The 26987-nt window shown below is 49.0% G+C and carries 25 protein-coding genes and 1 pseudogene; 10 read left to right on the forward strand and 16 right to left on the reverse strand.

All coding sequences use genetic code 11. From position 1 onward, the window contains the following. Window positions 1-9: 9 nt before the first annotated feature. Genes tssD (CWM47_RS04235) through tssD (CWM47_RS04245) form a run of 3 tightly spaced genes read left to right on the forward strand, consistent with a single transcriptional unit; the run spans window position 10 to window position 2663 of the window. Entirely contained in the window at window positions 10-414 is a 405-nt protein-coding gene (gene tssD, locus CWM47_RS04235; RefSeq protein WP_100986530.1) for a type VI secretion system tube protein TssD, read from the forward strand. Between the two features lie 12 nt (window positions 415-426). Continuing rightward, window positions 427-2226, forward strand: a complete 1800-nt coding sequence (locus CWM47_RS04240) for a type VI secretion system Vgr family protein (protein WP_100986532.1) — start codon at window positions 427-429, stop codon at window positions 2224-2226. Window positions 2227-2276: 50 nt separating this feature from the next. Next, a complete protein-coding gene (gene tssD / locus CWM47_RS04245) occupies window positions 2277-2663 on the forward strand; it encodes a type VI secretion system tube protein TssD (RefSeq protein WP_100986534.1) in 387 nt (128 codons plus the stop codon). Window positions 2664-2725: 62 nt separating this feature from the next. On the opposite strand, the gene CWM47_RS04250 is transcribed toward tssD (CWM47_RS04245), so the two are convergent. From CWM47_RS04250 to CWM47_RS04290, 9 genes are all read right to left on the reverse strand, one after another. Then, window positions 2726-3487: a TssN family type VI secretion system protein gene (locus CWM47_RS04250; RefSeq protein ID WP_100986536.1), complete on the reverse strand. Its 762-nt coding sequence runs from the start codon at window positions 3485-3487 to the stop codon at window positions 2726-2728. Between the two features lie 184 nt (window positions 3488-3671). Then, window positions 3672-4238 carry an AraC family transcriptional regulator gene (locus CWM47_RS04255; protein ID WP_100986538.1) on the reverse strand — a complete coding sequence of 189 codons (567 nt, stop codon included), beginning with the start codon at window positions 4236-4238 and terminating at the stop codon, window positions 3672-3674. Then, entirely contained in the window at window positions 4238-6538 is a 2301-nt protein-coding gene (locus tag CWM47_RS04260; protein WP_100986540.1) for a TonB-dependent receptor, read from the reverse strand. Before CWM47_RS04260 ends, CWM47_RS04255 begins: the two co-directional genes overlap by 1 nt. Window positions 6539-6612: 74 nt before the next feature. Beyond that, window positions 6613-7059 carry an HYC_CC_PP family protein gene (locus tag CWM47_RS04265; RefSeq protein ID WP_100986542.1) on the reverse strand — a complete coding sequence of 149 codons (447 nt, stop codon included), beginning with the start codon at window positions 7057-7059 and terminating at the stop codon, window positions 6613-6615. 115 nt (window positions 7060-7174) lie between these two features. After that, window positions 7175-7693 carry a DUF4494 domain-containing protein gene (locus CWM47_RS04270; RefSeq protein ID WP_100986544.1) on the reverse strand — a complete coding sequence of 173 codons (519 nt, stop codon included), beginning with the start codon at window positions 7691-7693 and terminating at the stop codon, window positions 7175-7177. A gap of 153 nt (window positions 7694-7846) precedes the next feature. Continuing rightward, a complete protein-coding gene (locus CWM47_RS04275; RefSeq protein WP_240625693.1) occupies window positions 7847-8725 on the reverse strand; it encodes an SDR family oxidoreductase in 879 nt (292 codons plus the stop codon). A 139-nt stretch (window positions 8726-8864) separates the two neighbouring features. After that, the gene (locus CWM47_RS04280) at window positions 8865-9704 is read right to left on the reverse strand and encodes a crotonase/enoyl-CoA hydratase family protein (protein WP_100986546.1); all 840 of its coding nucleotides are present in this window, start codon (window positions 9702-9704) and stop codon (window positions 8865-8867) included. Window positions 9705-9755: 51 nt separating this feature from the next. Next, window positions 9756-11264 (reverse strand): DUF1501 domain-containing protein, encoded by a 1509-nt coding sequence (locus CWM47_RS04285; protein ID WP_100993725.1) that lies wholly within the window; start codon window positions 11262-11264, stop codon window positions 9756-9758. A gap of 42 nt (window positions 11265-11306) precedes the next feature. Further along, entirely contained in the window at window positions 11307-12953 is a 1647-nt protein-coding gene (locus CWM47_RS04290; protein ID WP_100986548.1) for a DUF1800 domain-containing protein, read from the reverse strand. 165 nt (window positions 12954-13118) lie between these two features. Here CWM47_RS04290 and CWM47_RS04295 point away from each other — a divergent pair, with 165 nt between their 5' ends. From CWM47_RS04295 to CWM47_RS04305, 3 genes are all read left to right on the forward strand, one after another. Then, window positions 13119-14237 carry a trans-sulfuration enzyme family protein gene (locus CWM47_RS04295; protein ID WP_100986550.1) on the forward strand — a complete coding sequence of 373 codons (1119 nt, stop codon included), beginning with the start codon at window positions 13119-13121 and terminating at the stop codon, window positions 14235-14237. Window positions 14238-14319: 82 nt separating this feature from the next. Further along, the gene (locus CWM47_RS04300) at window positions 14320-14916 is read left to right on the forward strand and encodes an NAD(P)H-dependent oxidoreductase (RefSeq protein WP_100986552.1); all 597 of its coding nucleotides are present in this window, start codon (window positions 14320-14322) and stop codon (window positions 14914-14916) included. A 3-nt stretch (window positions 14917-14919) separates the two neighbouring features. Continuing rightward, entirely contained in the window at window positions 14920-15309 is a 390-nt protein-coding gene (locus CWM47_RS04305) for a VOC family protein (RefSeq protein WP_100986554.1), read from the forward strand. A 90-nt stretch (window positions 15310-15399) separates the two neighbouring features. On the opposite strand, the gene CWM47_RS04310 is transcribed toward CWM47_RS04305, so the two are convergent. Then, complete coding sequence (locus tag CWM47_RS04310) at window positions 15400-16578, reverse strand: cysteine desulfurase family protein (protein ID WP_100993726.1); 1179 nt, start codon at window positions 16576-16578, stop codon at window positions 15400-15402. Between the two features lie 269 nt (window positions 16579-16847). Here CWM47_RS04310 and CWM47_RS04315 point away from each other — a divergent pair, with 269 nt between their 5' ends. Further along, a complete protein-coding gene (locus CWM47_RS04315) occupies window positions 16848-17543 on the forward strand; it encodes a mechanosensitive ion channel family protein (RefSeq protein WP_317046717.1) in 696 nt (231 codons plus the stop codon). Between the two features lie 548 nt (window positions 17544-18091). Next, entirely contained in the window at window positions 18092-19159 is a 1068-nt protein-coding gene (locus CWM47_RS04320) for an SDR family oxidoreductase (RefSeq protein WP_100986558.1), read from the forward strand. Window positions 19160-19342: 183 nt separating this feature from the next. Here CWM47_RS04320 and CWM47_RS04325 read toward each other — a convergent pair whose 3' ends face one another. Together CWM47_RS04325 and CWM47_RS39065 are read right to left on the reverse strand one after the other, a co-directional pair. Then, the gene (locus CWM47_RS04325) at window positions 19343-19969 is read right to left on the reverse strand and encodes a transposase (RefSeq protein WP_317046746.1); all 627 of its coding nucleotides are present in this window, start codon (window positions 19967-19969) and stop codon (window positions 19343-19345) included. After that, entirely contained in the window at window positions 19926-20102 is a 177-nt protein-coding gene (locus CWM47_RS39065; RefSeq protein ID WP_240625694.1) for a hypothetical protein, read from the reverse strand. The genes CWM47_RS04325 and CWM47_RS39065 overlap by 44 nt, the downstream gene beginning before the upstream one ends. A gap of 237 nt (window positions 20103-20339) precedes the next feature. On the opposite strand from CWM47_RS39065, the gene CWM47_RS39070 reads away from it, so the two are divergent. After that, window positions 20340-20846 (forward strand): hypothetical protein, encoded by a 507-nt coding sequence (locus tag CWM47_RS39070; RefSeq protein ID WP_240625695.1) that lies wholly within the window; start codon window positions 20340-20342, stop codon window positions 20844-20846. A 44-nt stretch (window positions 20847-20890) separates the two neighbouring features. Then, on the forward strand, window positions 20891-21178 hold the full coding sequence (locus CWM47_RS39075; protein ID WP_240625696.1) for a hypothetical protein: 288 nt from the start codon (window positions 20891-20893) through the stop codon (window positions 21176-21178). Window positions 21179-21441: 263 nt separating this feature from the next. Here the strand turns inward: CWM47_RS39075 and CWM47_RS39080 are convergent. From CWM47_RS39080 to CWM47_RS04355, 4 genes and pseudogenes are all read right to left on the reverse strand, one after another. Further along, window positions 21442-21837, reverse strand: a pseudogene (locus CWM47_RS39080) (IS1 family transposase). A gap of 2 nt (window positions 21838-21839) precedes the next feature. Beyond that, complete coding sequence (locus tag CWM47_RS40620; protein WP_449448544.1) at window positions 21840-21989, reverse strand: IS1-like element transposase; 150 nt, start codon at window positions 21987-21989, stop codon at window positions 21840-21842. Next, on the reverse strand, window positions 21937-22194 hold the full coding sequence (locus tag CWM47_RS40625) for a transposase-like zinc-binding domain-containing protein (RefSeq protein WP_449448545.1): 258 nt from the start codon (window positions 22192-22194) through the stop codon (window positions 21937-21939). Before CWM47_RS40625 ends, CWM47_RS40620 begins: the two co-directional genes overlap by 53 nt. A gap of 880 nt (window positions 22195-23074) precedes the next feature. Beyond that, window positions 23075-26788, reverse strand: a complete 3714-nt coding sequence (locus CWM47_RS04355) for a sensor histidine kinase (RefSeq protein ID WP_100986568.1) — start codon at window positions 26786-26788, stop codon at window positions 23075-23077. Between the last annotated feature and the right edge of the window lie 199 nt (window positions 26789-26987).

Consider the following 26987-nt stretch of genomic DNA (forward strand, 5'->3'; position numbering starts at 1 on the left):
GCAAAAAAAATGGCGTCATTCAACGCAGAAATGAGCCTTGATGGCAAAACGTTTCCGGTACTGACAGTCTCGTATGGGCTCTATCAGGCAACGGATGAAAGTGGCAAACCCAGTTCAGGCGTTCGGACGTACCTGATTCAGCTTCGGCTGGCCGGGAGCGACGATGAAACCCTCCCGAACTGGGCGGTGGATGCCCAAAAGCAATTCGATGGCAAAATTACGTTTTTCCGCATCGACGAGCAGTCAACGTTTAAGGAGTTGACGTTTGAACAGGCCTACTGCATACACTATGCAGAGCGGGTAGCTCCGGCCGAGGGCAGCGACCAGGGAAACGAGTCGTATCAAATCGAAATGAGTATCAGCCCGGCGGTGCTGAAAATTGGGGGTACGAAGCATGATAACCAATGGCGTTAACGCCAATCGACTATGGCACGACAGGTTAAGGTTCAGATTGAACTGGAAGGAGGAAAAGAACTCAAACACTACACGCACCTTCGTATACACCAGTACCTGAATACGCATCACGCCTTCGAAATAGGGGTGCCGTTTTCGGTGCTGGAAGACTCGTCGGAGCATTTTTTCCACCAGGCTCATCAGGATGTTTGCGGCAAAACGATTACCCTTTCGTTTAGCCCGGCTTCGGATAAAGACTCGTTTAATTTCACCTTTAAAGGCATCGTAACGGAAATTGTGCTGATGAATACCTCCGACCTGTCGAACGTGTTTCTGCTCAAAGGCTTTAGTCCGACGATTGTGCTGGACGACTGTCGGACACGACGGACATTTCTTCAGCATTCGCTGCAACGGATTGCCGAGGCTGTTCTCGACCCTTATCCGAGTAACCTGTTGCGTCGACAGCTTAAGCCCCGAACTACCACTGACATACCCTATGCAGTTCAGTACAATGAAACAAATTTTGAGTTTCTCAACCGCCTGACGGCCGAACATGGGGAATGGTTTTATTATGATGGGCGCGAACTACGGCTGGGGCCACCCGATTCGGGCAACTCCGTCGACTTTTCGGTGGACGGTATCCAATTGTTTTCTCTATCCATTGGCTTGCAGCCAACCCAGCAAACCCTAACAGCCCACGACTATCGCCAGCCGAGTGATTATACCAGTCAGTCGTCGGGCCAGACGGTTAGCGGGCTGGGACAGTTCGGGAGTTTCGCGTTGCAGAAGTCGGAGGATGTTTTTGCGCAGGCTAGCCAGCAGCTAGCCGAATGGCCTGTTTACGGGCAGAGTGAGCTGGACGAACTGGTCAAAACTAAGAAATCAGTCAATGCGACGGGTTTGCTGACTTTCAGCGGGAGTGGCGAAGTGCCTAATCTGCTGGTGGGCGGTATTATCGACGTGCAGGGAATGGTCTTAAAGCGCGATAAGTCCTCGAAAGAAAGCTTCGGCAAGTATCGCTTGATCGACATCAGCCATGAGGTCGACGGGAGCGGCAATTACCAGAATCATTTTCGGGCCGTCCCCGAATCGGCAGCATATCCGCCCCGCAACACCTATTACCGTGCACCCGCTGCTCAACCTGAACTGGCAAAAGTGTCGGACAATAACGACCCGGATAAGCTGGGACGGGTAAAGGTAGAGTTCATGTGGGGTGGTTCGGACAAAGAATCTGACTGGTTGCGCGTAAGCTCAGCTTATACCGGTGCCGGACAGGGAGCCTTATTTGTGCCGGAACGCGATGCGCACGTTATGGTTGGTTACGAATCGTCACGGCCCGAAAACCCGTTTGTGATCGGGAGTTTATACCCAAAAAAGTCGGGAGTAAACTACACCTATTCGGATAATAATCGGAAGGTGATTCAGACGAAAAGCGGAAACCAGCTTCTTTTTGTGGAAGACGCCAATGGGGAGCAGATCCAGATTTCCAACGTCAATTACAGTGAAACTGTACTGACACTTGAGTTTGCCGAAAATGGGAAAATTAGCCTGAAAACGCCCGGAAAAATAGAGCTGGCTGGTGACACTATTCATTTGAAAGCCCAGACCGATCTTACGCTGGAGGCTGGAAACGAATTAACCCTGAAAGGGCAAACGAAAGCTAAACTTACGAGCAGTTCAAGCGTGGAAGTAGAGGCTCCCAATGTCAAGATTCAAGCGGATGTTGCAGCTGAACTAAAAGCCGATGCGTCATTAAAACTGAAGGGGGCAATGGTCTCCCTGAACGGCGATGCAATGGTTGAAGTACAGGCCGCTTTGATTAAACTGAATTAACACAGCAAACACGAATTAAATCCAAAATTTAACTTTAACTACTAACAGCCATGTCTTCATTTAGTGCATCATTAAAAATCGATGATCAGGAGTACGATGTAATGAGTTGCAACTACTCATTCGGGCAGTCGACCGACGAAAAAGGGCGGCCAGCGTCAAACGTTCAGGGTGGTAATATTTTTGTTCAGATTGCGGCCCACGAGGAGGACGCATTGATGGGCTGGATGATTGACCCCTACAAAAAAACGAACGGTAGTATCACGTTCAAACGGATCGATCAGGATTCGACCTTCAAAGAAGTGCAGTTTGAAGATGGTTACTGCGTAGGGTATTCAGAGAGCTTCAACTCGACAAACAGCAGTGCTATGACGTTGAGTTTGAACATTTCGGCCCGAAAAATTACTGTTGGCAGCGCAACACACGAGAGCGTCTGGTAGCAAAAAAGTATTGGCCGGTTTCAATGGTAAACCATTGAAACCGGCCAATATAATTAACAGTTTTAAGCCACCCGGCGGGCAATGATCGTATCGTTGTCGATCAATTGATTCTGATTAAAATCGAAGTCGGGATTTAGATAAACGCGACGCTGCCACCAGGTGGCTTTTTTGGTAAATACCCATCCAAAAGGTCGGCCTGCCGCATCGGTATACTGGATTGGACTGGCCGGGGTTCGCTCGTTGTAGTCGTTAATAAATATTAAAAACAGGTCACCCAAGCTCATCGAAACGGGTGCTTTGGCTTTAAAATTCGTAAAATTCGAATCGGCGGGCGTCTTCAGAAATTCGAATTGAATAACCAGAATCTTCGACAGATCGAGTAAATCCAGATCGGGCATGTCGCCATTGATCGGGTAGTACCACTTACGGTAATCGGCAGGGGGGATTTCCAGATAAAACTGATAGGCCTTCCCAACAAAAAACGGTATCAGGAATGGTATCAGGCTTGTTACAAATGGCCAGCGTTCGGTCAGGTAACCCGTTTGCCAGTATATGACCAGCGCAACACCCATTGCCAGCAGCATTATCAACACGGTAGCGACCGCTCCTCTGCCAAAGGTCACGAAAAAATCCGGGGCAAATCGCGTGCCTAGCAACAGGTGCAGACACCCCACCCCAAACGCCAGCACTTGAACAATAATAAAATACCGCTGAAAATGAACACTATCGAATGTGCCGGCAAAACCAAATGCGCCCAGCAGCAGGACAACTAAAATTCCGTAAAGAACACCTGGCGATCGTTTTGCAATGGATGGAAGGGGCATTAGACGAAACGTTATTGATCGTTTTAAAACTTTTTCATTCGTACTGCAATATGGTCGAAAATTTGAAAGAACGCACGAAAATAAACAGCTGGCGTGCCAGTATAATCCATTTCTGATTTTGCGTTAACCTGCCCGAAACCAATCAACCGGTATGGCAACATTATATTTCGATATTTTTAGTCGATCAGATAGTATCCAGGTTTCGTCGTTCTGCGTGTACAGCCTTTCGAAATTGACCTGGTGTTTCACCCGTTACCTGCCTGAATTGGTTGGACAGGTGTTGAACACTGCTGTAACTCAACCGCCAGGCTATTTCGCTCAGTGTCAGTTCATCGTACTGCAACCACTGTTTTACTTTTTCAATTTTGAGGGCAATGATGTACTTCTCCAGCGTCTGGCCCTCACTCGCCGAAAACAGCCCGCTCAGATATGAATACTCGTAACCCACTTTCCGCTCCAGAAAGGTCGAAAAGTTCTCGGTCGGAAGTTTGTCTGCCTTCAAGTACTCTATTTCGTTGATGAGCAGCACTTTTATATGTTCAACCAGCGACTGCTTTTTATCGTCGATCAGGTCGAAACCGTTGGTTTGCAGCACCTGCCGGATCGTATCGAGTGAAAGCGTTTCGGGCATAGTTTGTACCTCGACCTCGCCTAACTCAACCCGATTTAAAGTCAGCCCCAGTTTTTCGAGTTCGTCGCGCACGACCCGTTTGCAACGGTCGCACACCATATTTCGGATGGTTAGTGTCATCAGTTTACGGGTTTAAAGCGGAATCCCACATACACCATACGACCAGTAATGGGTCCCCACACCTGCGATCCGGCATCGAATCGTGTGCCAAACGGGTCGTTGGCCGCCACAATCGGGTTCAACTGACGAAAACCAGTCAGGTTTTCGCCCCCCAGATAAATCTCCCAACCTGTTCGAAACGCCCGACTCACCTGTGCGTTCAGGTTATAAAAGCCCGGCGACAAATCCGTAGGCATATTCTGGTAGCTCGAGTGAACGTAGCCTTCACGCAGATAGGGAATCCGGCGTGGGCCGTTCCATTGCAGGGTGGCATCGAATTTCCATTTGTCGAACGGCAAAGCATAACCCGCATTCAATAAAACCCGGTCGCGGCTAACCATCATTTTGGGAAGTAATCGCTCTTCGCCAAACGGCCCGCCCATACTTTGTTGTACATCAAAAAGCCTATAGGCCATTTTTACTTCCAGTCGTTTTGCGGGCTGTATGTTCAGCTCGGCCTGAAAGCTGTTGGCGAAGGATTTGGCTTTATTACTGCCATCGGTCAGATTGTAAAAGTACAATTCGCCGGGATGTTCAATATCAACGATCAGTTGATTCTGAAAGTTGGTTCGGTGATAATCCACAACCAGCGATGCTTTTTTACCCAAAAGAGAGAAATCGTTCGTTAAGCTCAGCCCGTAATTCCAGGATGATTCCAATTGTAAGGATCGATTCAGGAATACCGCCCGCGAGCTAACCAGATACCCGAAATTTTCGGCAAAGGGATTTGCCGCCCGGAAACCGCGCCCGGCCGAAGCCCGTAGCGTAATGCTCTGACTAACGTTATATTTGACATGCGCACGGGGTGTCCACTGCGCGCCAAACAGATTATGGTAATCGAAACGGCCTCCCAGAACGAGGGTTAATTTTTCGGGATAGGTGTAGGTATATTCGATAAAGGCACCCGGTACAGATTCGGTACGGCTCGTTTGCAGCGCCCCCAGGAGTTCCCGATAATCATCGAGCAAATAGCTCAGGCCCGCTTTATAGGCATGGTTTGTATTGCCAATTATCGACTGATAGATCAGGTTAGCGTAGAACGTCCGTTGCTGGCCTGAATAGGGGCGGTAGCCAAAAAAAGCCGTTTGTTCATGATGAAGGCCATTCAAAATCAGCCCTAGTCCTTTATAGGGTTTCTCGGGATACAGAATGGCTGTTTTCGAGAAAAATTCCAGTCTCTTGGTTGTGCTGCCAAATTTGTAGCGCGTATCGCCAAAGCGCGACAGTTGCCCACCATCACGGTCTTCGTAAAGCGCTTTCACACCGAACTGCGCCATGAACCGTTCGCTGGTGTATTTGTAACGATTAATTGCATTCACTTGTGAAAAAAGGGGCAAATCGCGAAAGCCATCCTTATTTTGGTCAACTTCGTTCTGAAGCGTACTTGCATGACCCAACACCCCAATGCTCCACTTCTTACTCAGCGGTTTCGACCAGTTCACATTCCCTTCCATCCGACCAAAACTATTAGCATAGGCGTTAATGAACAGCTTGTTCGCGTCCGGTCCGGCGTCCCGGTCAGGCTTTTGCAGTTCGACATTCATTTGGCCGCTCATGGATTCGTAGCCATTCACGACAGAACCGGCCCCTTTGCCCACGTCAATACTTGTAATCCAGGTGCCGGGAATGTAATTCAACCCGAACGTAGTGGCTAGTCCGCGCACCGTTGGAATATTTTCAACATTCGTTTGAACGTACTGTCCGCCCAACCCTAAAAACTGGATTTGTTTCGCCCCGGTAACGGCATCGCTATACGACACACTCACAGAGGCATTTGTCTCGAAGCTTTCCGACAGGTTGCAGCAGGCGGCTTTTGCCAGCGTTCGCTGGTTGATAAATTCGGTCTGAATAGGATTAACCCGGTCAATTTGCCCCGGTGCCCCCGATACGGTCACTTCCTGTAACGTACGTTCGGAACGTAGCGTAACCGTAATCTCTTCGGCTGAATTGGCAACGGCAATAGTATCAGATTTATAACCAACATAGCTGACGATCAGGGCACTCTGGGTTGAATGAACCGGTAATTGAAACCCCCCATTTACATCCGTAATGGTGCCCGACGTTGTGCCAGCCCAGATGACGGTAGCGCCCACCAGCGGCACTCGATTTCCGTTAACGGTTTCGCCAACGTTGCCCCGAATGGGAGTTGTTTGTTTAACAGAGGTTGAATCGGATTGAGCCTGTGCTAAAGTCTCCTGACTAAGTAAGCCAGACCATAGCCCGCCAATGAGCAGGGCAATCCATATAAAGGAAAATCGCATGAATTCGTTGATTAAAAGTATGCACAACAAGCCCGTATCAGAGAGATACCGGCCCAAATACCTTAATCAACGACTCAAAGGAGAAGACTACGAACGAGCGTAATAATATCGCGCCCGGATAGCGACGGGGGTGGTGAAAAGGCAGTAACTGACGTCGTTTTTTCGGCAAAAACTACATCGATCAGCCACGCCATTATAGAAACGACGCTGGTTATAACGGCTTCCGTTGCCGTTTTTACCAGTTTTGCCACGAACTGACTCAACGACGACGTAATGTCGACATTTGTGTAATGTTGGTCATCCTGACAGCAATCCGTCTTTTTAATAAGCGTTTGCTGCTCCGGCATTGGCTGTTTACTGGTGGCACAGCCGGGTGATTTCACGTCGCTGAAAGCGACGACCATCGTCTTTTTCTTGCCACGCATCTGGCACGAGTGTTCCACCAAACCAAAACCGGTACTGCTCAGCAGTACGACGCAGGTCATGAGTAGGTTGAACAGTTGGAACAGCGTGCGTTTCATGTGGGGCAAATATCAGTATCGATCAGGTTCGACGCAAGTACTTAAGACTGAAAGTCAGTAATTTCATAAAAAAAGAATGCCATTCTGTAAATGAATGGCATTCTTTCCGGTATCGTTAGACGGTTTCGGGTTCAGGGCTCAGCACTTCGCTGAGCGGACGCAGATTCCGTTTCTCTTCTTCATTATATGGAAATATTTCCAGGATCTTGGTCGTGTTGACATCCGTGATCTCAAACGGGTCAAGGGCCGTTTTGAGACTTATTTCCACTTGCTCGTAGGCTTGTTTAGGCGTTTCGGCATTGACGAGCATTACACTGGGCGTCTTTTTCTGCTTACCCGTTTTTTCGTCGTCGGTAATGAACATCGCCTTCACTTTGAACCAGATTTCGCCACCGTCTTCGATATGAAACACGTCGGCTAGTTTCATGCGCGAAATGTTCGTAATCTCGAAGTCGGGTGTGTTAGCGGCAATCTCCTGATAGAGACGACCTTCGGCGTCGGTATAGCTAACGGCGTCGACCAGATAGGCTTCCGTTACCGTCTTTTGCTTAATAAATTCTTCATTCCGGGTGCCGACATTCGAATCGTCGATGGGCTGCTGATAGCGGATTTTTCCGAGAAACCAGTTTGGCATTTTAACGAATTTTAGTACTCTTTTAGAACACAAATATGGGCACAAAGGTGCCGGAAATTAATGAAGAATGAACAATGTAGAATGAAGAATAAATAGTGAACATACTACTATTATTCTTCATTCTACATTGTTCATTCTTCATTAACGCTTCGTTTATTTCTTACTCGTCTTATTGGCGGAACGGATGGTTTGCTCGATCATGTCCCATTGTTCGGTTGTTACTTTGTCCAGATGGCTGAACTCGCCCGCCATGAGTACCTCTCCCCCATCAATGGTAATGCTTTCGCCAGTGATATAGCCCGAAAAGTCGGACAGTAAAAAGGCCGCCAGATTGGCGAGTTCACCATGCTGACCCACACGGTGAAGCGGAATACGGCTCGTGGGGTCCATCATGCTGGCTAATGGCTCGGGAAAAAGTCGTTCCCAGGCACCTTTCGTTGGGAATGGCCCCGGCGCAATGGCATTGAGCCGGATACCGTATTTTCCCCACTCGGCGGCAAGGGATTTCGTCATGATCAGCGCACCTCCTTTGGCTACGGCTGAGGGTACAACATAGCCCGAACCCGTTGTGGCGTAGGTTGTCGATATGTTCAGCACCGTACCGGGAATTTTATTCGCGATCCAGTACTTGCCAACAGCCAGCGTGAAGTAATACGTGCCGCGCAAAACGATATCGACAATCGTGTCGAATGCTTTATAGGAAAGTCGCTCGGTCGGGCTGATAAAATTTCCCGCTGAGTTATTGAGCAAGCCATTGAGCTGACCAAACGTCTCCAGCGTTTTGCTGATGACGTTTTCGATCTCCTCGGGATTACGAACGTCGCAGGCAATAGCCAGTACCTGCCCACCTGTCTCCTCCATCAGCTCCTTCGCCGTCTCATCGAGCACGGCCTGCCTGCGGCTGCAAATGGTAACATTGGCTCCCAACTGAAGTAAATATCGGCTAACCGATTTACCGAGGCCTGTGCCGCCACCGGTCACAATAATCGTCTTTCCCTTGAGCGCGTCATCGCGCAGCATGCCTGTTGTCATTAGTTAATTTTGACTGAGTGAATAGGTCAATGAGTGAATGAATATGTGGATAATGCGATGTTGTTAATGGAGATAATAGGCGAATAATACGTATTCCCATTATCCATTCTCCCATTCGCTCATTTATTCACTAATTGCATTAATAACCTCGGTTTATCTTTTTATTAAACTCGGCTTTTCGTTTTTCTACTGTGGCCTGCATGGCTTCGCCGAAATCGACCGACTGCATTTGGCTGGAGTTCCAGACCGCTACATATTGCATGCCGTCTTCAATGGATTTATTCAGGCTATAGTTAAGCACCTCTTTGGCACCTTGCACAGCCGGGGCCGGATTATCAGCAATTTGGCGAGCCAGCGTGCTGGCGGCTTCAAATAGCGCATCGGGTGTATCATATACGTGGTTGACCAAACCAATGCGCTCAGCAAATGTGGCATCGTAGTCGCCCCCGGTGAAGGCCATCTCACGGGTAAACCCCTGCCCGATAACGTGGGGCAGAAACTGCAAGCCCCCAATGTCGGGCGTGATAGCGAGTTTGGCTTCGCGCAGGCTGAACTTCGCTTCGCGGGAGCAAAGCCGGATGTCGGCGGCAGCAATCATGTTCAACCCTCCGCCAATGCACCAGCCATGCACGGCCGCAATAACGGGTTTTGCCGACTCATGCATCTTCACAAATCCCGACTGCATGAACCGAATCTGGGCCATTAATTTCCGCCGTTCGCCGGCCATTGGATTACCGGTAGCCATGCTGGCAATGCGCGGCATCATCCGGGCAACATCCAGCCCGTAGCTGTAGTGATCGCCACTCCCCCGGAACAGGATGCACCGGACGGTGGGCATCTGGTTGATCTCATCCATTGCCCTGGGAAGTTCGTCCCAGAATTCCGGGCCCATTGCGTTGCCCTTGCCGGGGCCAAGTAAAGTGACGGTCATAACGCCGTCGCTTTCGGTTAGTTGTAGGGATTGATATGTTTGTGACATAGCTACTAGTATGCTTGCATACGATAGCCCTAAAGGTACTAGTTTTCCTGATTAGCCGGTAATCATGATCGAATACGGGCCTGTAAAATTCAACTTTCCATTAAGCTGAATATTCCGCACGCTGATCGTGTTGTTAACGGTTAGCGTATGCCCGGCATTTACCCTCACGTAGTCTGTAATGAAGGGAACTCGGCCTACGCTCCAGGCAGTTCGATCCTGCCAATTGCCCGAGGAAACAGTTTCGACCATTGTCGAAAACAACGAAACCGTCGGAAAATTACGTGACAATACTGCATCAGTTGTGGCGGGAGCTGTCCCAAACCAGCCGGTCAATACATCGGCGTACACCCGCCGGAAGTCGGTCTGCATATCAATGTCTTTATTTCCGTACTGGCCGGTCAGGTTGGCCAGGTCTGGATTATGGCCAATGGTTGGGTGCTTAACGCCTGTGCCAAAGACAAACATTGGAGCGCCAATGCCATGATCGGTTCCGTTTGACGCATTGGCATTTGCACGCCTGCCAAACTCCGAAAACGTCATTCCAATAACGCGATCCTGTGTTCCCTGCAATTCCAGATCGCGCTGAAATGCGCTAATAGCGGTCGATACCTTGCCTAGCAGGGTTGCATGTGCCCCCATAGTTGTGTCTGTTGATTCTACCTGTGCCGAATGCGTATCGAAACCAGTCAATGACACATAATATACTTTCGTTTTCATGCCCCCGTGAATCAGCCGGGCTACGATTTTCAACTGGTCGGCTAAGGAATTACCTTCATAGGCCGCAGGATAGGCAGCCAGATTATTACCAGCATCGGCCGCCTGTTTAATTTTACCGGCATAACCCACCGCCAGCGTTTGTTGTTTTCGAATGAATGAAACAAGCCCCCCGACATCACCGGGCAGGGTTTCGCCGGGCGCAATCGGGTCTCCTGTGCCAACCAGCGCATAAAAATTATCAGGATCATTAAGCGATATAGCCATTGACTGCTGACTGCCCAACAAAGCCGTTGACGTCAGGTACCCAATCTGAATGGCCAGTGGGTCGTCCATGTCCGGGTTCGGGTAGTTTTCCGGATAATCCGGGAAGCGATCGTCGAGATAGCGGCCCGCCCAACCCGAGGTCGATGTCTGGTTTGAGTCAACTCCTGTCATCCAGATATCGGTTGATCGGGCATGCGACTGATCGGGGCTGGGATACGAAACGGAATGCAGAACCGTCAACTTACCGTCATTATATAGATTCCGCATTCCCGTCATGGCCGGATGAAAGCCCGTTGCCGGATTTCCGTTAAGGGTCAGCACCCGGCTTTCCGGAATGGCAATATTGCTCCGTAAGCTATTGTAAAGCGACATCTGGTCGAGCGGAATAACCGTGTTAAGTCCGTCGTTTCCGCCATTGAGGTAAATGATAACCAGTATCCGATCTGTATTGACAGCCGACGTCTGCAACAGCGATTGCACCAGGGCCGATTGCCGACTCATTGCCTTCAGCCCGAAGCCATCGAGCATGACCGGAATCATGCTGGCCGATGCTGCTGTTAAAAAGTCTCTACGATTCATGCCCATTGGGTGCCGAAATAAGATTTACGATAGAAGTGGCGTTCAACAAACATGATACTCAGCCATTCGAAGCATGTACCGCATCAGGTTTTGCAAACGCCATAATACACTATACTGACTGCCCGGATTGGTGATGTCCCGTCGGTACGCATTCCACTCAAACAGCCAATCGGTGCGGGGTACACCCTGCATCATGATGGTATCGATCAGGAAATCGGTCTGCGATTGAAACAAGTCGATAGTGAACAGATTTTTTGAGAAACTCGCCATTACGGTAGCGCACGTGATGGCGGGCGTTCCAGCCACATCGGTAAAGTTTGGCTGTAAAGCGGTAACCCAGGCAATCAGGTCGATCCCCAGATTATAGCCCGGCTTTACTTCTAACCAACGCCAGATGTAAGCATCGGTCAGGTTTCCGCGCAGGCCAATCGAACTCGTATTGATCCAAAGCCTGGAAAAGCCTGTCTGGTAACAGGCATCATAGCCCAGCACTGAAGGCTGATCGACAAGGCCCATTTGCATGTCGTTCATTTGATAGAATACAAATTCGAAGTACTTCCGGAAGGCTACCGAATCCGTCACCCGGTCGGGAACTGGCTGGTTAAAAAACCGCATCGCCCCAAGAATTAATTCTGCCGGTGATTTTACAACAGCACCGATATTGACCGAATCAAAAAACACCTGACTCATCAACAGTTTCTCGATTACCGGCTGGATGGCAAAATCATTGGCCGGACTCGCGAAAAAACTGGCCAGTGGGGTAATTACATTCGTTTCAATATCGGCCGTGATGTTCGAATTCACATACCAACGGTAGAGTTTACGACAGATATATTTCGGACAGTTTGGATGTTGTACCAACATGTTCACGAGGTCAGTCAATTCTGCATCTCCCGCCGAGCTGGTGCCGGGGTTCGATACGGCCCGACCTGTAATAACTGTGTTGTTGTAATGGTCGGTGAATGTCTTGTTGGTGGCGTCGTGGAGACTATCTGTGAAAGTGGTCGTAAAACTCGTTGAGTCCGTTTCGTTGTGGTGCGTATGCCCCCAGCCGGTCAGCACCTTTGCCACCGTTTTGACGTCGTCTTCCGTATAATTTTTGTTTCCTTCAAAATCCACGGCTCCCACCACAAACAGTTCCTGAAGCTCCCTGCCGTAGTTTTCATTTGGATTTCCCACCTGATTCTGATCGCCGTTAAGATAAACCAGCATGGCTGGCTCCTTCGTCATTTTCGTTACCAGGGTTCTAAAATTACCCAGTGCATTTGTACGAATCAGTTGGATATATTGAAAGAGAAAGCGATAATCTCCCACCACCGTACGGGTGATAACAAAGTGATTTTGCCAGAACAGAGCCAGTTTTTCAAGCAAACTTGCCGGAGCCGTTTGGGAGGTCATTTGCGCCAGCCAGCCATACAGGACATACTGCCCAAGTTCGTAATTCCGATCCTGATCGAAGGGCAACGACAAATACGGCTGTCTGAATGTCGTTTTCGTTTCGTTCAGATCGATTGGCGGAGGGGTCGTATAATTTACATTGCTGACAAGCTGTCCCACTGCCTGTTGGGCAGTGAGGCCTATAAACGCTGTTATTTCTGCCTGCGTTGGCCCAAATGTGGAGCGCCTAAGCAAATGAGCCGCTGTTTGAGCCGTTAAAGGTTGAGTGTAAGCCGCTAATGGTGTAGGCATCCGGTCGTGCAGTATGACAGTCAAAAAGCATAAGCCAAAAATTATACCACTTTAACAAATCATGTACTTATTTATGAATTTAAGTGTCGTTTCAACGCTTATTCTGGTAATTATCCATCAAAAAAAAGTGTTCATATTTCCAAAATCCTCTTCGTAGTATCGATTATGCATTTCGACACGCTCGCTCTTCGCGCCACCCATCAGCCCGACCCAACCACCGGAGCGGTGGCTCCCTCTATCCACCTCTCCACCACCTTTGCCCGCAATGAAACCAATGAATTGCCTGCGAACTTTATATACACACGGCCCAATAACCCAACTCGGGAATCGCTTGAGAAAGCGATAGCCATGATTGAAGGCGGAGCGGTTGGCATGGCGTTTGGCTCAGGTCAGGCTGCTGCGATGACACTTTTTCAAGCCCTTCGCCCCGGCGATCATGTATTGCTTTCGACCGATGCCTACTACGGAACGCCTGCTTTGCTGGAACAGGTATTCCACCCCTGGGGACTGACTTACACACGGGTGGACATGAGCGATCTGGATGCGGTGCAATCGTCCATTCACGAACACACACGGGTTGTCTGGTGCGAAACGCCCTCGAATCCTATGCTCACGATCACCGACCTATTGACTGTGAGCCGGTTGGCGCACGAAGTAGGGGCCATTTGCGTGTGCGACAACACTTGGGCAACGCCTGTGCTCCAGCGCCCGCTCGATCTGAACTGCGATGTGGTGATGCATTCCACCACCAAATATTTCAGCGGCCACTCCGACGTGCTGGGTGGGGCATTGGTTTTCAAACACGATAATGACTTCACAAAACGGGTGCGCCTGTTGCAGGGGTTATCGGGTGCGGTTCCCTCGCCTTTCGATTGCTGGCTGGTTAGCCGGGGTATTAAAACGCTGGGTGTTCGGGTGCGGGCACAGAGCCTGACAGCACAGGCCGTTGCCGACTTTCTGGATGGACATCCGGCAGTTGAGAAAGTACATTATCCGGGTCTGGCGGATCACCCCGACCGTGCCCTGATTCAACAGCAGATGAACGGGCCGGGTGCTATGTTATCAATACAAATTAAAGGCGATGCTGATGATGCGCTGGCCTTTATGGGTAAGTTAACCTTGTTTACGCGGGCCACCAGCCTTGGTGGTGTTGAAAGCCTCATTGAACACCGGGCCAGCGTTGAAGGGCCTACCTCCACAACGCCCAAAAATCTGCTGCGTATCTCGATTGGGCTGGAACATGCCGAGGATTTAATCGCGGATCTGGCTCAGGCATTGAGGTAATTACCCGTTGAGCTCTCCACATTTTCTGGAAACTAAAGCCTTAGAACAGGGGTTTGATAGGCATATTCACTGAATTTAACGCATGAAAATTACCCTAATTTCTACCTCACCGCGCAAGAACAGTAATTCGCTGCGTTTCGTCAGTTACCTACGCCATTTATTGGCCGAAGAAGGTCAGCATGAGGTTTCGATTGTTACGTTTGAGCAATACGATATACCGTTTGTTGGTCAAGGCTCGGTTAAACCCGACCATCTGACCCCATTTCAGCAAGAGCTAATCGGAGCCTGGGATGCCGCTGACCTTGTGCTGTTTGCCATGCCCGAATATAACTGGACAGCCCCGCCACAGGCAACCAATATCATCCATCAATTGGGGGGACCAGCTTTTAAACATCTGTTCGAAAATAAAGCCTTTGCCATGGTAGGCATCTCCAACGGACGGGGTGGTCGCCAACCAGCGCTGGACATGACAACGGTAATGAATAAGATCATCAGTTTCACGAACAGCTACTCGATCGTATCCCCTAAACTGTACGAGTCACATGAAACAGATAAAAATCTGGATGAACATGGGCATTTCATCGGCCACGAGGTGTATGAGCGCACCGTAAAGGCGTTCTTAACCTATACACTAAACGTGGCTCACCGGTGGCTGGCGTCAAGTCTGGTAGAGAAATAATCCATGAAACAACGAATTGCCCAGATTGCTCTGGTGGTCGATGATTACGACGATGCGATCGCCTTTTATACACAAAAACTCAACTTCACGCTTGTAGAGGATACCCGTTTAAGTGAAACTAAACGATGGGTTCGGGTTGCCGCGCCGGGATCAACTGACTTTTGCCTGTTGCTGGCCCAGGCAACGAACGAAGAGCAGAAAAGCCGCATCGGGAATCAAACAGGTGGACGTGTTTTTCTTTATTTATATACCGATGATTTCTGGCGGGATTATAACAACTTAGTCGCAAAAAGTATAAAAATTATCCGTGAGCCCTCAGAAGAAGCGTACGGTAAAGTAGCCGTTTTTGAAGACTTATATGGCAACTTGTGGGATATGATCGAGCCTAAATAAGCAGGTTGTACCCACGGGCTTCAGTCCGTGTTCATACACAAGGTAAAACACGAACTGAAGCCCGAGGGCACATAGATGGCCACACAATATTTATTTTACCAATTCCTTAGTATATAATCCCACCAGCGTATCGACGGCATAGTCAATTTCTTCGGCTGTATTGTATTTTCCGAACGAGAACCGAACATACCCCCGGTCGGGGTCTAGTCCCGGCAATGCGGCCAACACGTGAGAACCCACACTTGACCCGCTCGAACAAGCCGACCCACCCGAGGCCGAAATGCGGGCAATGTCTAAACTGAACAACAGCATATCGCTCAGGTCTGATGCGGGCAAGCTGACATTCAGCACCGTATATAGGCTATTGTCAACATCGGCCGAATCGCCATTGAACTGCACATCCGGCATTTTGGCGCGTAGCTGGTCAATCATCCGGCTTTTTAGTGACGTGATATGCTGCCGATGCGCATCCATATCGCGGTAGGCAATTTCGAGGGCTTTGGCTAATCCAACGATTCCATATACGTTTTCGGTGCCGCCCCGCATGTTGCGTTCCTGCGCACCGCCATACACGAACGGATTAATTTTTACCCGCTCGGCATTGACATATAAAAAGCCAACGCCTTTGGGTCCGTGGAATTTATGCCCGGCTCCCACAATGAAATCGACGGGCAGTTGTTGCAGATTGTGCCGAAAATGGCCCATTGTCTGCACTGTATCGGAGTGAAAAATGGCATCGTACGAACGGCAAATCTCCCCTACCCGATTTAGATCCAGCAGATTACCAATCTCATTATTACCATGCATGAGCGACACCAGCGAGCGGCCCTTCCCGCTGACTTTCTGGGTATGGAGTAACTCCGACAGGTGTGCCAGATCAACATGGCCCTGCTGGTCTATATTGACCATACTTAACTGTACAACACCCTGTTTGGCAAGGTGTTCCAGCGTATGCAGCACCGCATGGTGTTCAAGTGGCGACGTAATGGCGTGTGTAAGACCATAGGTTTCAATACTACTCCGGATGGCTGTATTGTCGGCCTCGGTTCCGCCCGATGTAAAGAAAACTTCGGCAGGGGACGTGTTTAGTAACATAGCCACCGTTTTGCGCGCTTTTTCGATGGCTGTGCGCACCGCCCGACCGTGACTATGAATGGAAGAGGGGTTGCCAAACTGCTCAGTCATAAGCGGCAGCATAGCCTCAAGAACTTCGGGGTCGAGCCGGGTTGTAGCGGCATTATCGAGGTAAATAGCAGCGGTAGGTTTCATCATCAGTCTGTTGAACAAGTCCACAAAGGTACGGCGAATGGCCATACCGATGAAACAGTATGTGAATCTGTGACGTTCTTGCAGCACATCTGTACGTACACAAAATAGATTTTTCTCAGGCACCCGGCCTAATTTATGCTGAACTTTCTCTCTGGATACGCAATGCCATACGCTTTTTACCTGAGCTGGCAGCAGCGATTCTCGTCTTCGTTTTCTTTACGTTCCTTTCACGCTGGATTAGTCGGGGTTTATTGAACGGGCTACGGCGTGTGAGTGATAACCAGTCTATTGTTAACCTGACAGGAGCTATCGTCCGGGCAGTGATTGTGGCCGTTGGTTTGTTTGTCGCGCTGGGTATTCTGGGCCTCGATAAAACCGTGACTTCTCTACTGGCTGGGGCCGGTGTTATTGCGCTGGCCGTTGGGTTTGCGTTTCAGGACTTAACGGCCAATTTCATTTCGGGAACGATGATTGCGCTGGCCCGCCCCATTCAGGTTGGCGATACTGTTGAGACCAACGGCTATACGGGAAAGGTTCTGGACATAAAACTTCGCTCTATTGTAATGGACAATGGGCAGGGGCAAACAGTCGAAATTCCAAGTAAAGATGTCTTTCAAAAGCCGATCACCAACTTTTCCCGCATTGGCAAACGTCGTATCGAACTAGCTGCCGGTGTCTCGTATATTGACGATTTAGCCAAGGCTCAGCAGGTTGCCATAGAGGCCGTAGCTAAATTACCTTTTGTATTAAAAGGCCAATCCATCGAATTACATTACCGGAACTTTGCCGATACCAATGTGCAATTCATACTATTATTCTGGATCAACCCAAGTACTACCAATGCACAGGCAGCGCTGAGCGAAGCTATCATTGCCGTAAAAAAAGCGTTTGATGAAAACCACATCCTGATCGTTTTTGCCGCCCAGACATTCGATTTAAAACAGAAACTGGCTGATAAGAACTGATAATTTATTTTGGTACTAAGAGAAACGTATGCCTTTAGGTTTGTTCCGTGATAGTATTCCAAGGTAGCTAGAACAGGAAAGCCAACCTTGGAATACTATCACGGAACAAAGTCCTGCAACGGTACTGCCAGTCGTTATGAGCCAGACCATTTACAAGACAGATACATGAAAAGCCCTATCGTCTTGCACTGAGAAGCATTTTGCGAAATACTGACTTTATGAATATCTGTCAACTAGTTTGCCTATCGCTCAGGAGTACCTTCATCGGTGACAAAACTCTTAAATCGGCGGATTAGGGCTCTACTTAATTAATTACATGTAGAAACAGTCAACAAGACAACTAACGACGGGGCACGACATACCGTTGTGAGACGGGGAATGATACGGTATTGCGTCGAACCGTTTTTTTAGTGTGAAGGGTCTTGAAAAGGACTAAGGAGATACATTCTATATACAGAGGTCCTGCCAAATTAGTATAAACAGAACGGGGGATTTATCGCTTAAGAAGGAAACTGTATTCGTTAACTCGATAAATAGCAAACTTAACTATGCCCAATAAAGCTTTAGTCGTTGGTGTCAGTGGCATTACTGGCAGTAATCTGGCTGAGAAACTGCTCGCTGAGGAATGGACCGTGTATGGACTGGCCCGTAATCCTCAGGCAGAGTTAAATGGAATGATTCCTATCGCAGCGGACCTTCTAAGTAAGGATAGCCTCAACATCGCCTTGTCCGAGCTTAGCTTTACCCATGTATTTATTACCAGCTGGATGCGCCAGGAAACGGAAGCCGAAAATATACGGGTAAACAGTCTGATGGTGCGCAACCTGCTTAATGCCGTTTCACCCAAGAAAACGGTGCAGCATGTAGCGCTGGTGACGGGATTGAAACATTACCTGGGACCCTTTGAGGCCTATGCTAAAGCCGGTACATGGCCCCTAACGCCAGTACGGGAAGAACACCCTCGACTGGCGATCGAAAACTTTTATTATGCTCAGGAGGATGAAGTCTATGCCGCTGCCGAGCGGGATGGGTTTAGCTGGAGTGTTCACCGGCCGCATACGGTCATTGGCAAGGCCGTGGGCAATATGATGAACATGGGCACGACGCTTGCCGTCTATGCGTCCATCTGTAAAGAAACCGGCCGACCCTTTCAGTTCCCCGGCTCGGCTGCCCAGTGGAATGGGCTATCCGATGTTACGGATGCCCGGATTTTGGCCAAGCAACTGATTTGGGCGGCTACCACAGCGGCAGCCCGCAATCAGGCCTTCAACATTGCCAACGGCGATGTATTCCGCTGGAACTGGCTCTGGCAAGAGTTGGCGGACTGGTTTGGTATCGAAGCCAGGGGATTTGACGGTAGCCTTCACCCGCTGGAAGGTCAACTCTCGACCGATGAGCTGCTGTGGGCAGATATAGCAGCCAAATACAACTTAAAAGAAGCGAAGCTAGACCGTCTGGCCTCCGCCTGGCATACCGATCTGGATCTGAGCCGCCCGATAGAAGTGATGACCGATATGGCGAAAAGCCGCAAATTAGGCTTTACCGCTTACCAGAACACCCGTGAATCGTTCTTTGATCTGTTTACCAAGCTTCGGGAGGAAAAGTTGATCCCTTAAACCCACCACAGCCCGTCGGCAAACCTAGTTTTATCCATCTTCGTATGCTACAAATTGAGTTTGACAGTTATTAAAACCAGCGTCTCAGCAAACGCTCGTAGCTGTTGAACAACTCCGCTTTTTACATCGGTTATTCATTCTGTACAGGCTTATGGTCAGATTTTCTCACCTCGTTGCCCCATCTCAGTTGAGATAAAGCCTGGTAAAGCACAGACAAGTATCACCAGAAGCCCATGACCACTCCACTTTTAGGGCTATGGTCTGGTTGACGGTAGACTGAGTAGTGAATTTCATATACTTCTCCAGATTGAAGGCAAGAGCTGCCATCATCATCACTTTGTGAGCCCCAGATTTACAGCGTACATTCACCTTGCGAAGACCATAGAACTCTACCAAACTCCCAAAGACTGGCACTACCGTCCGTTGGCGAAGCTTCTTCATGCGCTTGCCTCTCCGACTCAATTGTCGCTCTAGGGCTCGCCGATAGAACGGATCAAAGACAGTCCGGACAATTTGTCGGCATTGACTCTTAGGAACGCAATTGGGTTTGAGCGGGCACAGTTTGCAGTCTTGATAATCCGCCCGGTATACTTTCAGCCAGCCTCTATCGGCGTTTCTGTCAAATGTCTTAAAGGGTAAACGTTTACCTTGCGAACAGGTAAAGTGATCTACGTGAGGATCATAGGGAAAGCCTTCGATTTGGAGCTTATATTGGCCGAAGACGGGTATCCAGCCAGTGATTTTCCACTGCTTTAATAAAGCGTAGTTACCCCCGTTGGAGTAGCCGCACTGGCGGCCCGGCTGTATCAGTCAATAGCTCCTCTAAGATCAGTTTATTGGAGGCTAGCCGCTGCTGAAGCTTCCATGTGATATCGGGCAGACACTTGCTGTCACGGCCATCGGCAAAATCGGCCGACACATGGCTGATAATACAGGCCTCCAACCCCAGCTAGTCAGTCGGCCCAACTGGTTGTTTCAAAGGCTGCCCGCTCGCCTGAACGAGCAGTAGTTGTAGAAACTATGTCGGGTAGATTTTTAAACAAGATTCCTTCGCTCGTTCCACGAAAGCCGCTTCAACTGAGACTTTTTCCGTTTCAGGGAATTGGACGTTGGTCGATTGGCGTATATACTTGAATTTTGGGCACAAAACAACATCCACCAATTTTCCGGAACCTTCCTTATGAAAAGATCTCCCCGTCTTTCTCTACTTCCTATCCTGTTTAAGTCAATATTGGCTCGCACCACACCCAAACCTGAAACGGTTACGCCAGATGGTACCCACGATTGGCACTCAAACGGTGGGCCGCCCTATGTCACTCCAACCACCATTGTAGGTTCCAACACAAAGGAAGGTTTTGTCGATGCCAGTGGCACGGGAGCCGGACTCAATTACTTTACCCAAAGGGTTCGGCAGGTTCATTACTTTTCTGGTTTACTATTGGCCACTTTCGTTGCCGTCCACCTAACTAATCACCTGCTGGCCGGCCTCAGCCCAGCTACTCACATCGCTTTTATGACTGCCACACGATTGGTATATCGAAATCCTGTTGTTGAAACAGCCTTGTTAGCCGCAGTCACCCTGCAAATTAGCACAGGCATAAGATTGGTTAGGTCCGTAGCACGACAGAATAGCCATGCCTGGAGCCGTTTGCATATTGGGTCTGGTCTATACTTAGCTTTTTTTTAGTTATTCATGTCAGTGTTATTATGGCTGGCCGATACGTATGGCACATGGATACTAACCTCTATTTTGGTGCGGCTGGCTTAAATCACTACCCACACCAGCTTTTCTTTATACCATACTACACCCTGGCGATTCTATCTTTCTTTGGTCATGTGGCGGCCATCCATCGCGTAAAAATGAATCGTAACCTGGGCTCGATCACCCCCTCAGGTCAAGTCCGACTCATCTTAGTCGTTGGAGCTGTGTTAGCGCTTGGCGTGCTTTACGGAATGTCCAACCGCTTCAAAGGGCTGGCGATCCCCGGGCAGTACACTATTTTAACGCCATCAATTTGATTGGATACTGGTCAGTAAGTCTACGTGGTGGATGAGCCATCAGCATCAGGCGATGCCGCTTCACAGGGATTATTTGCTGGTTCATCCCCTATTTTATTGGCTCTATTGACCTAAAGCTGGCTTAACAATCTGTATAGACTAGTTTTATGGTCTAAACCTCCAAGCCTATTCCCTCTGCCATGAACATACTCATCATTGAAGACGAAGAACTAGCCGTTCGTAAATTGGGTAGTGGCTTAATTGCGTTGATCGGCGAAGAAGAACTAATTAATGAATAGGCCGATTGTTGTATCGTGAACCGCCACTGACTTTGAGAAGCAAATGGTTCGACGGGCCAGTCTCTTCAAGCGTGTTCGAAGAGTAAGATGCTTACGTTCCAGCCCTTGCAATGCCGCTTTACGAACTAAGCGTAAACGTTGATCTAGGCAGTCAAATTAGGCCCACCAGGAGTCCGTTATCCACCTGATTACCTCGATTTTAGCTTGCTCTAGTAAGCTAAGTAGGTGGCGAAACGTTTGGTGAGTGCGTCGTCCGAAAACAAAGGCAATGATCTCGCCTGTCACCGCATCCTCCACCCACCACAGCCAACGAGGCTGTTTTTTCTTACCTACATAGGACCGCCCGGCGGCCCGGCACATCTCATCGACTTTGAGACTCATTTTCAATCCTCTATCGACGTATAAGGGGTTAACATGAATGACTTCACTAGCGCACGGGCGGCCCCGTTTTTTTTAAACTGAGCGCTGACGGTGTTCCGGTTAACGCCCAGGATACGGGCGGTATCCCGTATGCCGGCTCCATTGAGGACCATCTGAACGGTCCGCCGTTGCGGTGATCTGTTCTTTGACCAAGGGGTCACGGGCCTTGTGAGTATATGTTTGAACAAAGCCGGGCCGCCGGGCGGTTCGACGGCAGTCAAAGCATCGGTAGCGTTGAGTGCCTGCACGGGTAGTACCATAGCGTTTGACGTGTTGGGTTTGCCCACAATGCTTACAGGAAACGGCTTCTAAGACCATTCACAAAGATCCCTGAATAAACGCAGTTAAGCCACTACCGATTTTGCACTTTCTGAAGCCAAATTATATAACTAAGGTGGCTGTTGCAAAAATCTGGATGGATTTAAGATGCTTTATTCAGTACCTTGTTTCGGCTAAAAAGCGACCTATACTGACCCCTTCTTTGGGCTTACTTATGCCTTAAAAGACTTTTGCAACATCCACTGTGAATATGTTAACCCAGCCTCGAAAAGGAATTATTCTTAAAACGAGTATGAGTAAATAAACAATCAACAAGCTACTATACAGCAGGTTGTGCTTCCTAGTCAGTTGACTTATTTCCTTACAATCGCTGTATTGCTTTTTCAGGAAAAGAATTGAATGAATCACCCGGTTAGAATCTCTTGCTAAGAAATAGTTCCAAAAGGAAAGCAGTGGCAGCCGATGACGGCTTCGGTCCACCACAGAATAGTAGTAAGCTTTCAACTGAGAGAGGCTAATCAAAATCACGGCTCCTAATAAGGGAATTGCAGCTGGCAGGTAGTTTGTGGTCATATAAAGGCTCGCTTTCTGTTGTCTAATCTGGCTTGTTAAACAAAACTTGAGTTTTGTTTAACAAGCCAGATTGCGTTTTTTATGGAATAAAGCTTAGCTGTCGTCTTGGCAAGCCATTTTCTCGGTGGGAACGTGTACCGCATCACGAACATGAACCATTAATTGGAAAAGTACTAGTTTCTGTTTGGCTTAACTTATAAAACATATAGGGAAACTTCTTGCCATAACACAATGATAGATGTTTACTATTTCGTTCACGAAAAGGCTTCTTTTTTCAAATGTTCCGGCAGCCCGACCGTAGCTGTTGGGCTTTAGTTGGTAAGCCCGAAAATATATGCTTTGGGAATTAAAACGGCAAGGTGATCGTAAAGGTGGTTCCCTGGTTTTCCTGGCTCTCCACGGACAACTCACCACCGTGACAAGTGACGTATTGCCGGGCGATAAACAGCCCCAGACCCGTACCCTGTATGCCATCGGTATTACTGGCCCGAAAGAAAGCCTGAAATAAGGAAGTTTGCTCGCTGGTCGGGATGCCTACGCCCTGATCGATTACCTGGAGCAACAGGCTGTTCGTGCGGAAGAAAATTCGTAGAATGGGAGGTGTACTAACTGAAAACTTAAACGCATTGGACAACAGATTGGTCAGCACATACCCCATCAGTTTGGCATCCAGATTGACTCGTCGGGGGGTACCCTCAAGGAGCAGTTGAACGCGCCGGCCATCAGGGCGTCGACTAAAATGCGTATCAACCAAGCCCTCACACAGGGCAACGACATCCGCTGAATCAGGCGAATACGTAACCTTCCCGGCTTCGATCTGACCGATCGTCAGCACATCCGTCAGTAAGATCCCAAATTGATCGATCTGTTTTTCGACAACGCCTAGGTGTTTGTCGATGGCCATCCGGCTACTGGCAGCGGGTATATCAAGGTACAGTTTGATTAATTCAACACTGGACTGAATGGTCGTTAGCGGAGTGCGGAACTCGTGCGAGGCCGTGGCCACAAACTGGGATTTTAGTTGATTCAACTCCTGCTCGCGCTGGAGCGATTGCTGGAGAACGAACTCCTTTTCTTTCTGACTGGTCACATCACTGGCAATGCCAATATGGCGCACTACCTTTCCTCGTTCATCATGAATGATGAAGGTGCGAATCAACAGCCAGCGCAAGGGTTCGTCTTTCAGCTGCAACCTGTAGTACAATTCCCCTGCGATGCCCGCTTTATACTGCTCAACAAAAGCCAGCACCAGGGGCCGGTCTTCAGGCAGGACACCTTGCATAAATAAGAATGGCTCCTGATGAAATTGCGCAAAACTTGTTTTCCAGACCCGCTCGAAGGCGGTATTCACATACAGCAATTGAAAGGGATTGGCCGAATGAATCCAGAATATCTCGTCGACGTTTTCGGCAATTTCCTCAAACCGCTGCTCACTTTCCAGTAGCTGTTGTTGAGCCGCCTGCTGTTCGACCTGGGCCTGTAATAACTGCATATGAAGGGCCTGATCTTGCAAAGCTACCTTCTGTTGGAGTACTTCCCGGGTGCGCTCCTGCACCAGGTTTTGTAAAGTAACCTGCTGTTTATGGATGCGTTTAATCCGCAGGCGATACGCTCCGTAAAGACAACCGACCACCAGTAAGGCAACTAAACTTTTAAACCACCACATTTGCCAGAAGGGGGGATGGATGACGATTCGGAAAGCCGTTCCGCTTTCATTCCAGAGACCATCATTATTAGACCCTTTTACCCGAAAGGTATAGGTGCCCGGCGCCAGATTGGTATAGGTCGCCACCCGGGTGGGGCTTGTCAAACTCCAGTCCTGATCAAATCCCTCCAGTTTATAGCGGTACTGATTCTTCTGGGGAATCGAATAATTTAAAGCCGCAAACTCAAAGCTGAGCGTGGATTGGTCATAGGCGAGGGTGATCTGGTTGGATCGAAGCCAAACCGGTTGATTGAAAATACGAAGCTGCGTGATAACGACGGGTGGAATGAAGGAATTATGGGTATTTCGTACCCGATCCGGATCAAAGCTGGTCATCCCGGTACTGCATCCGAAAAATAGGTTACCCCGCTGGCCTTTACAAACCGCCATCCGGTTAAATGACCCTTTTGGTAGGCCATCCTCCGCCCCAAAATTGCGGAATGTGTTGGTTTTTCGATGGAAGACCGATAGCCCTTTATTGGTGCTAATCCACAGGTTGCCGCCCGCATCGCTGATCATACCCTGAATCACCTTGTTAGCTAACCCCTGCTTTTCGCTATATGAGACAAACGACTGCGTCTGGGGCTCAAACCGGTTTAGTCCACCGTAGGTGCCGACCCATACCTGGTTCTGGGCATCTTCGTAGAGGCTGATTACTGAATTATGATTCAAACTACCGGGCACGTCCCGGTTGTGCCGATACGAGCGGAATAGGCCGCTGCGGGTATTGAGCACATTCAATCCGTCTCCTTCGGTCCCAATCCACAAGTTTTGCTGGTGATCATAGCACAATGCGCTAATATAACTTTGTGTCAGGTGACCCGGCTGCGTTGCATCAGCGGGGTAATGGGTAAACGTGCCGGTTTTTTTCGTGTAACTACTAATACCCCCCCCCATGGAGCCTAGCCAAATTGTCCCTTTCTTTCCCTCGACAATCGTCGTAACCGTTTCATGATTGAGTCCGTTGGCATCACCCCGCTGGGTGAAGTTGAGAAAGTCACCGGATTTCTTTCGCCATAGACTCAGTCCTCCTTTGTAACAGCCAATCCAAATATCCCCGTCGCTATCCTGGTAGAGGCTCATAATAAAGTTACTTCCCACACTCGATGGATCGGCGGGAGAATGGGCATAGTGGACGTAGTGATGGGTTGATTTGATCAACACGTTCAACCCACCCCCATCGGTTCCGAACCATAGGTTACCTTGAAGGTCTTCCAGAACGGCCATCACATTGGGATTCGAGAGACTGTTGGTCTGGTTAATATCTTTTTGATAGCGCGTAAAGTTGGCTGACTGGTGATCAAAAAAGTTAATGCCTCCGCTGTAGGTTCCAATCCACATGTTCCCGCTCCGATCAGGGCAAAGGGCATAAATAGAGCCATTATTGAGCCCGTCGGGATCATTCTCCTGGTAGGGATACTGGGTAAACGCCGTCCGGCTTTTATTGAGTACACTGATGCCTTCGTTTTCGGTCCCGATCCACAAATTTCCCTGCCCGTCTTCCGCCAGGGTATTAATGTCATCATCAAGGAGCGAACTGGCCACCGCTGAATCGTGCCGAAAATGGGTAAACGAGGTTTGATCCTGATTTAACAGATTCAGGCCCCCGCCTTGGGTAGCTATCCATAGCCGCCCCTGCGAATCTTCCAATAATTTTTTTACGTTGTTATGGCTCAGGGACGATTGATCCCCGGGGCGATGTCTATACGGCTTAAACCTACCCGTTAGGGGGTCTAATCGGTTTAGTCCCCCGCCAAAGGTGGCCACCCAAATTTGCCCTTGACGGTCCACCAGTACATCCTGAACCAGATCATTGGATAGGCTAGTTGGGTTACCGGTCTGATGTTGATAGCGGATGAAGCTGCCACGGGTCGGATTAAACTGATTAAGGCCATCTTCGGTGGCGATCCACAGATTACCCTGACGATCTTCGGTGATGGCCAGGACGTGATTACTACTCAGGCTTCGGGTATCGGTTTGGGACCGATTAAAGCGGGTGAATCGGCCCGTTCTCTTATCAAATCGGCAAAGTCCCCCGTCAGCGGTTCCGACCCACACATTTCCTTTTCGGTCCTTAAAAAGAGATACGACAAAATTATCGCTTAGGCTAGTGGGTTGAAGGGGGTCATTTTGGTAAAGCGTAAAGGCGTATCCGTCGTATTTATTAAGGCCATCCTGAGTGCCAAACCACATAAATCCCTGCGGATCCTGGAGGACACAAGTTACATTACTCTGGGATAAGCCTTCGTCGGTGGTTATATGTTTAAAGGGTGCTTTACCGGTTTGGGCCTGGGATGATTGGCAACGAACAAAACATAACAGAACCAGCAGCAGGCTAGAAGCGTGACCGAACATGTAAAAGGTATAGCTACGGATATCGTAAAATAGACCCTAAATATAGTAACATATTGTGTAATAAAAATTCATTTGGGCAACATTTTATCTTCCATGACTATAGTCAACGGCGAAAGTGGGTAGGAAAATAAGATGATTAAATGACCGTTACCTGTCTGGCTAATTAAAAACCGTTCAGTTAAAGCTTAACCTGGCCCGA

This window comes from Spirosoma pollinicola (assembly GCF_002831565.1).
Taxonomy (GTDB): domain Bacteria; phylum Bacteroidota; class Bacteroidia; order Cytophagales; family Spirosomataceae; genus Spirosoma; species Spirosoma pollinicola.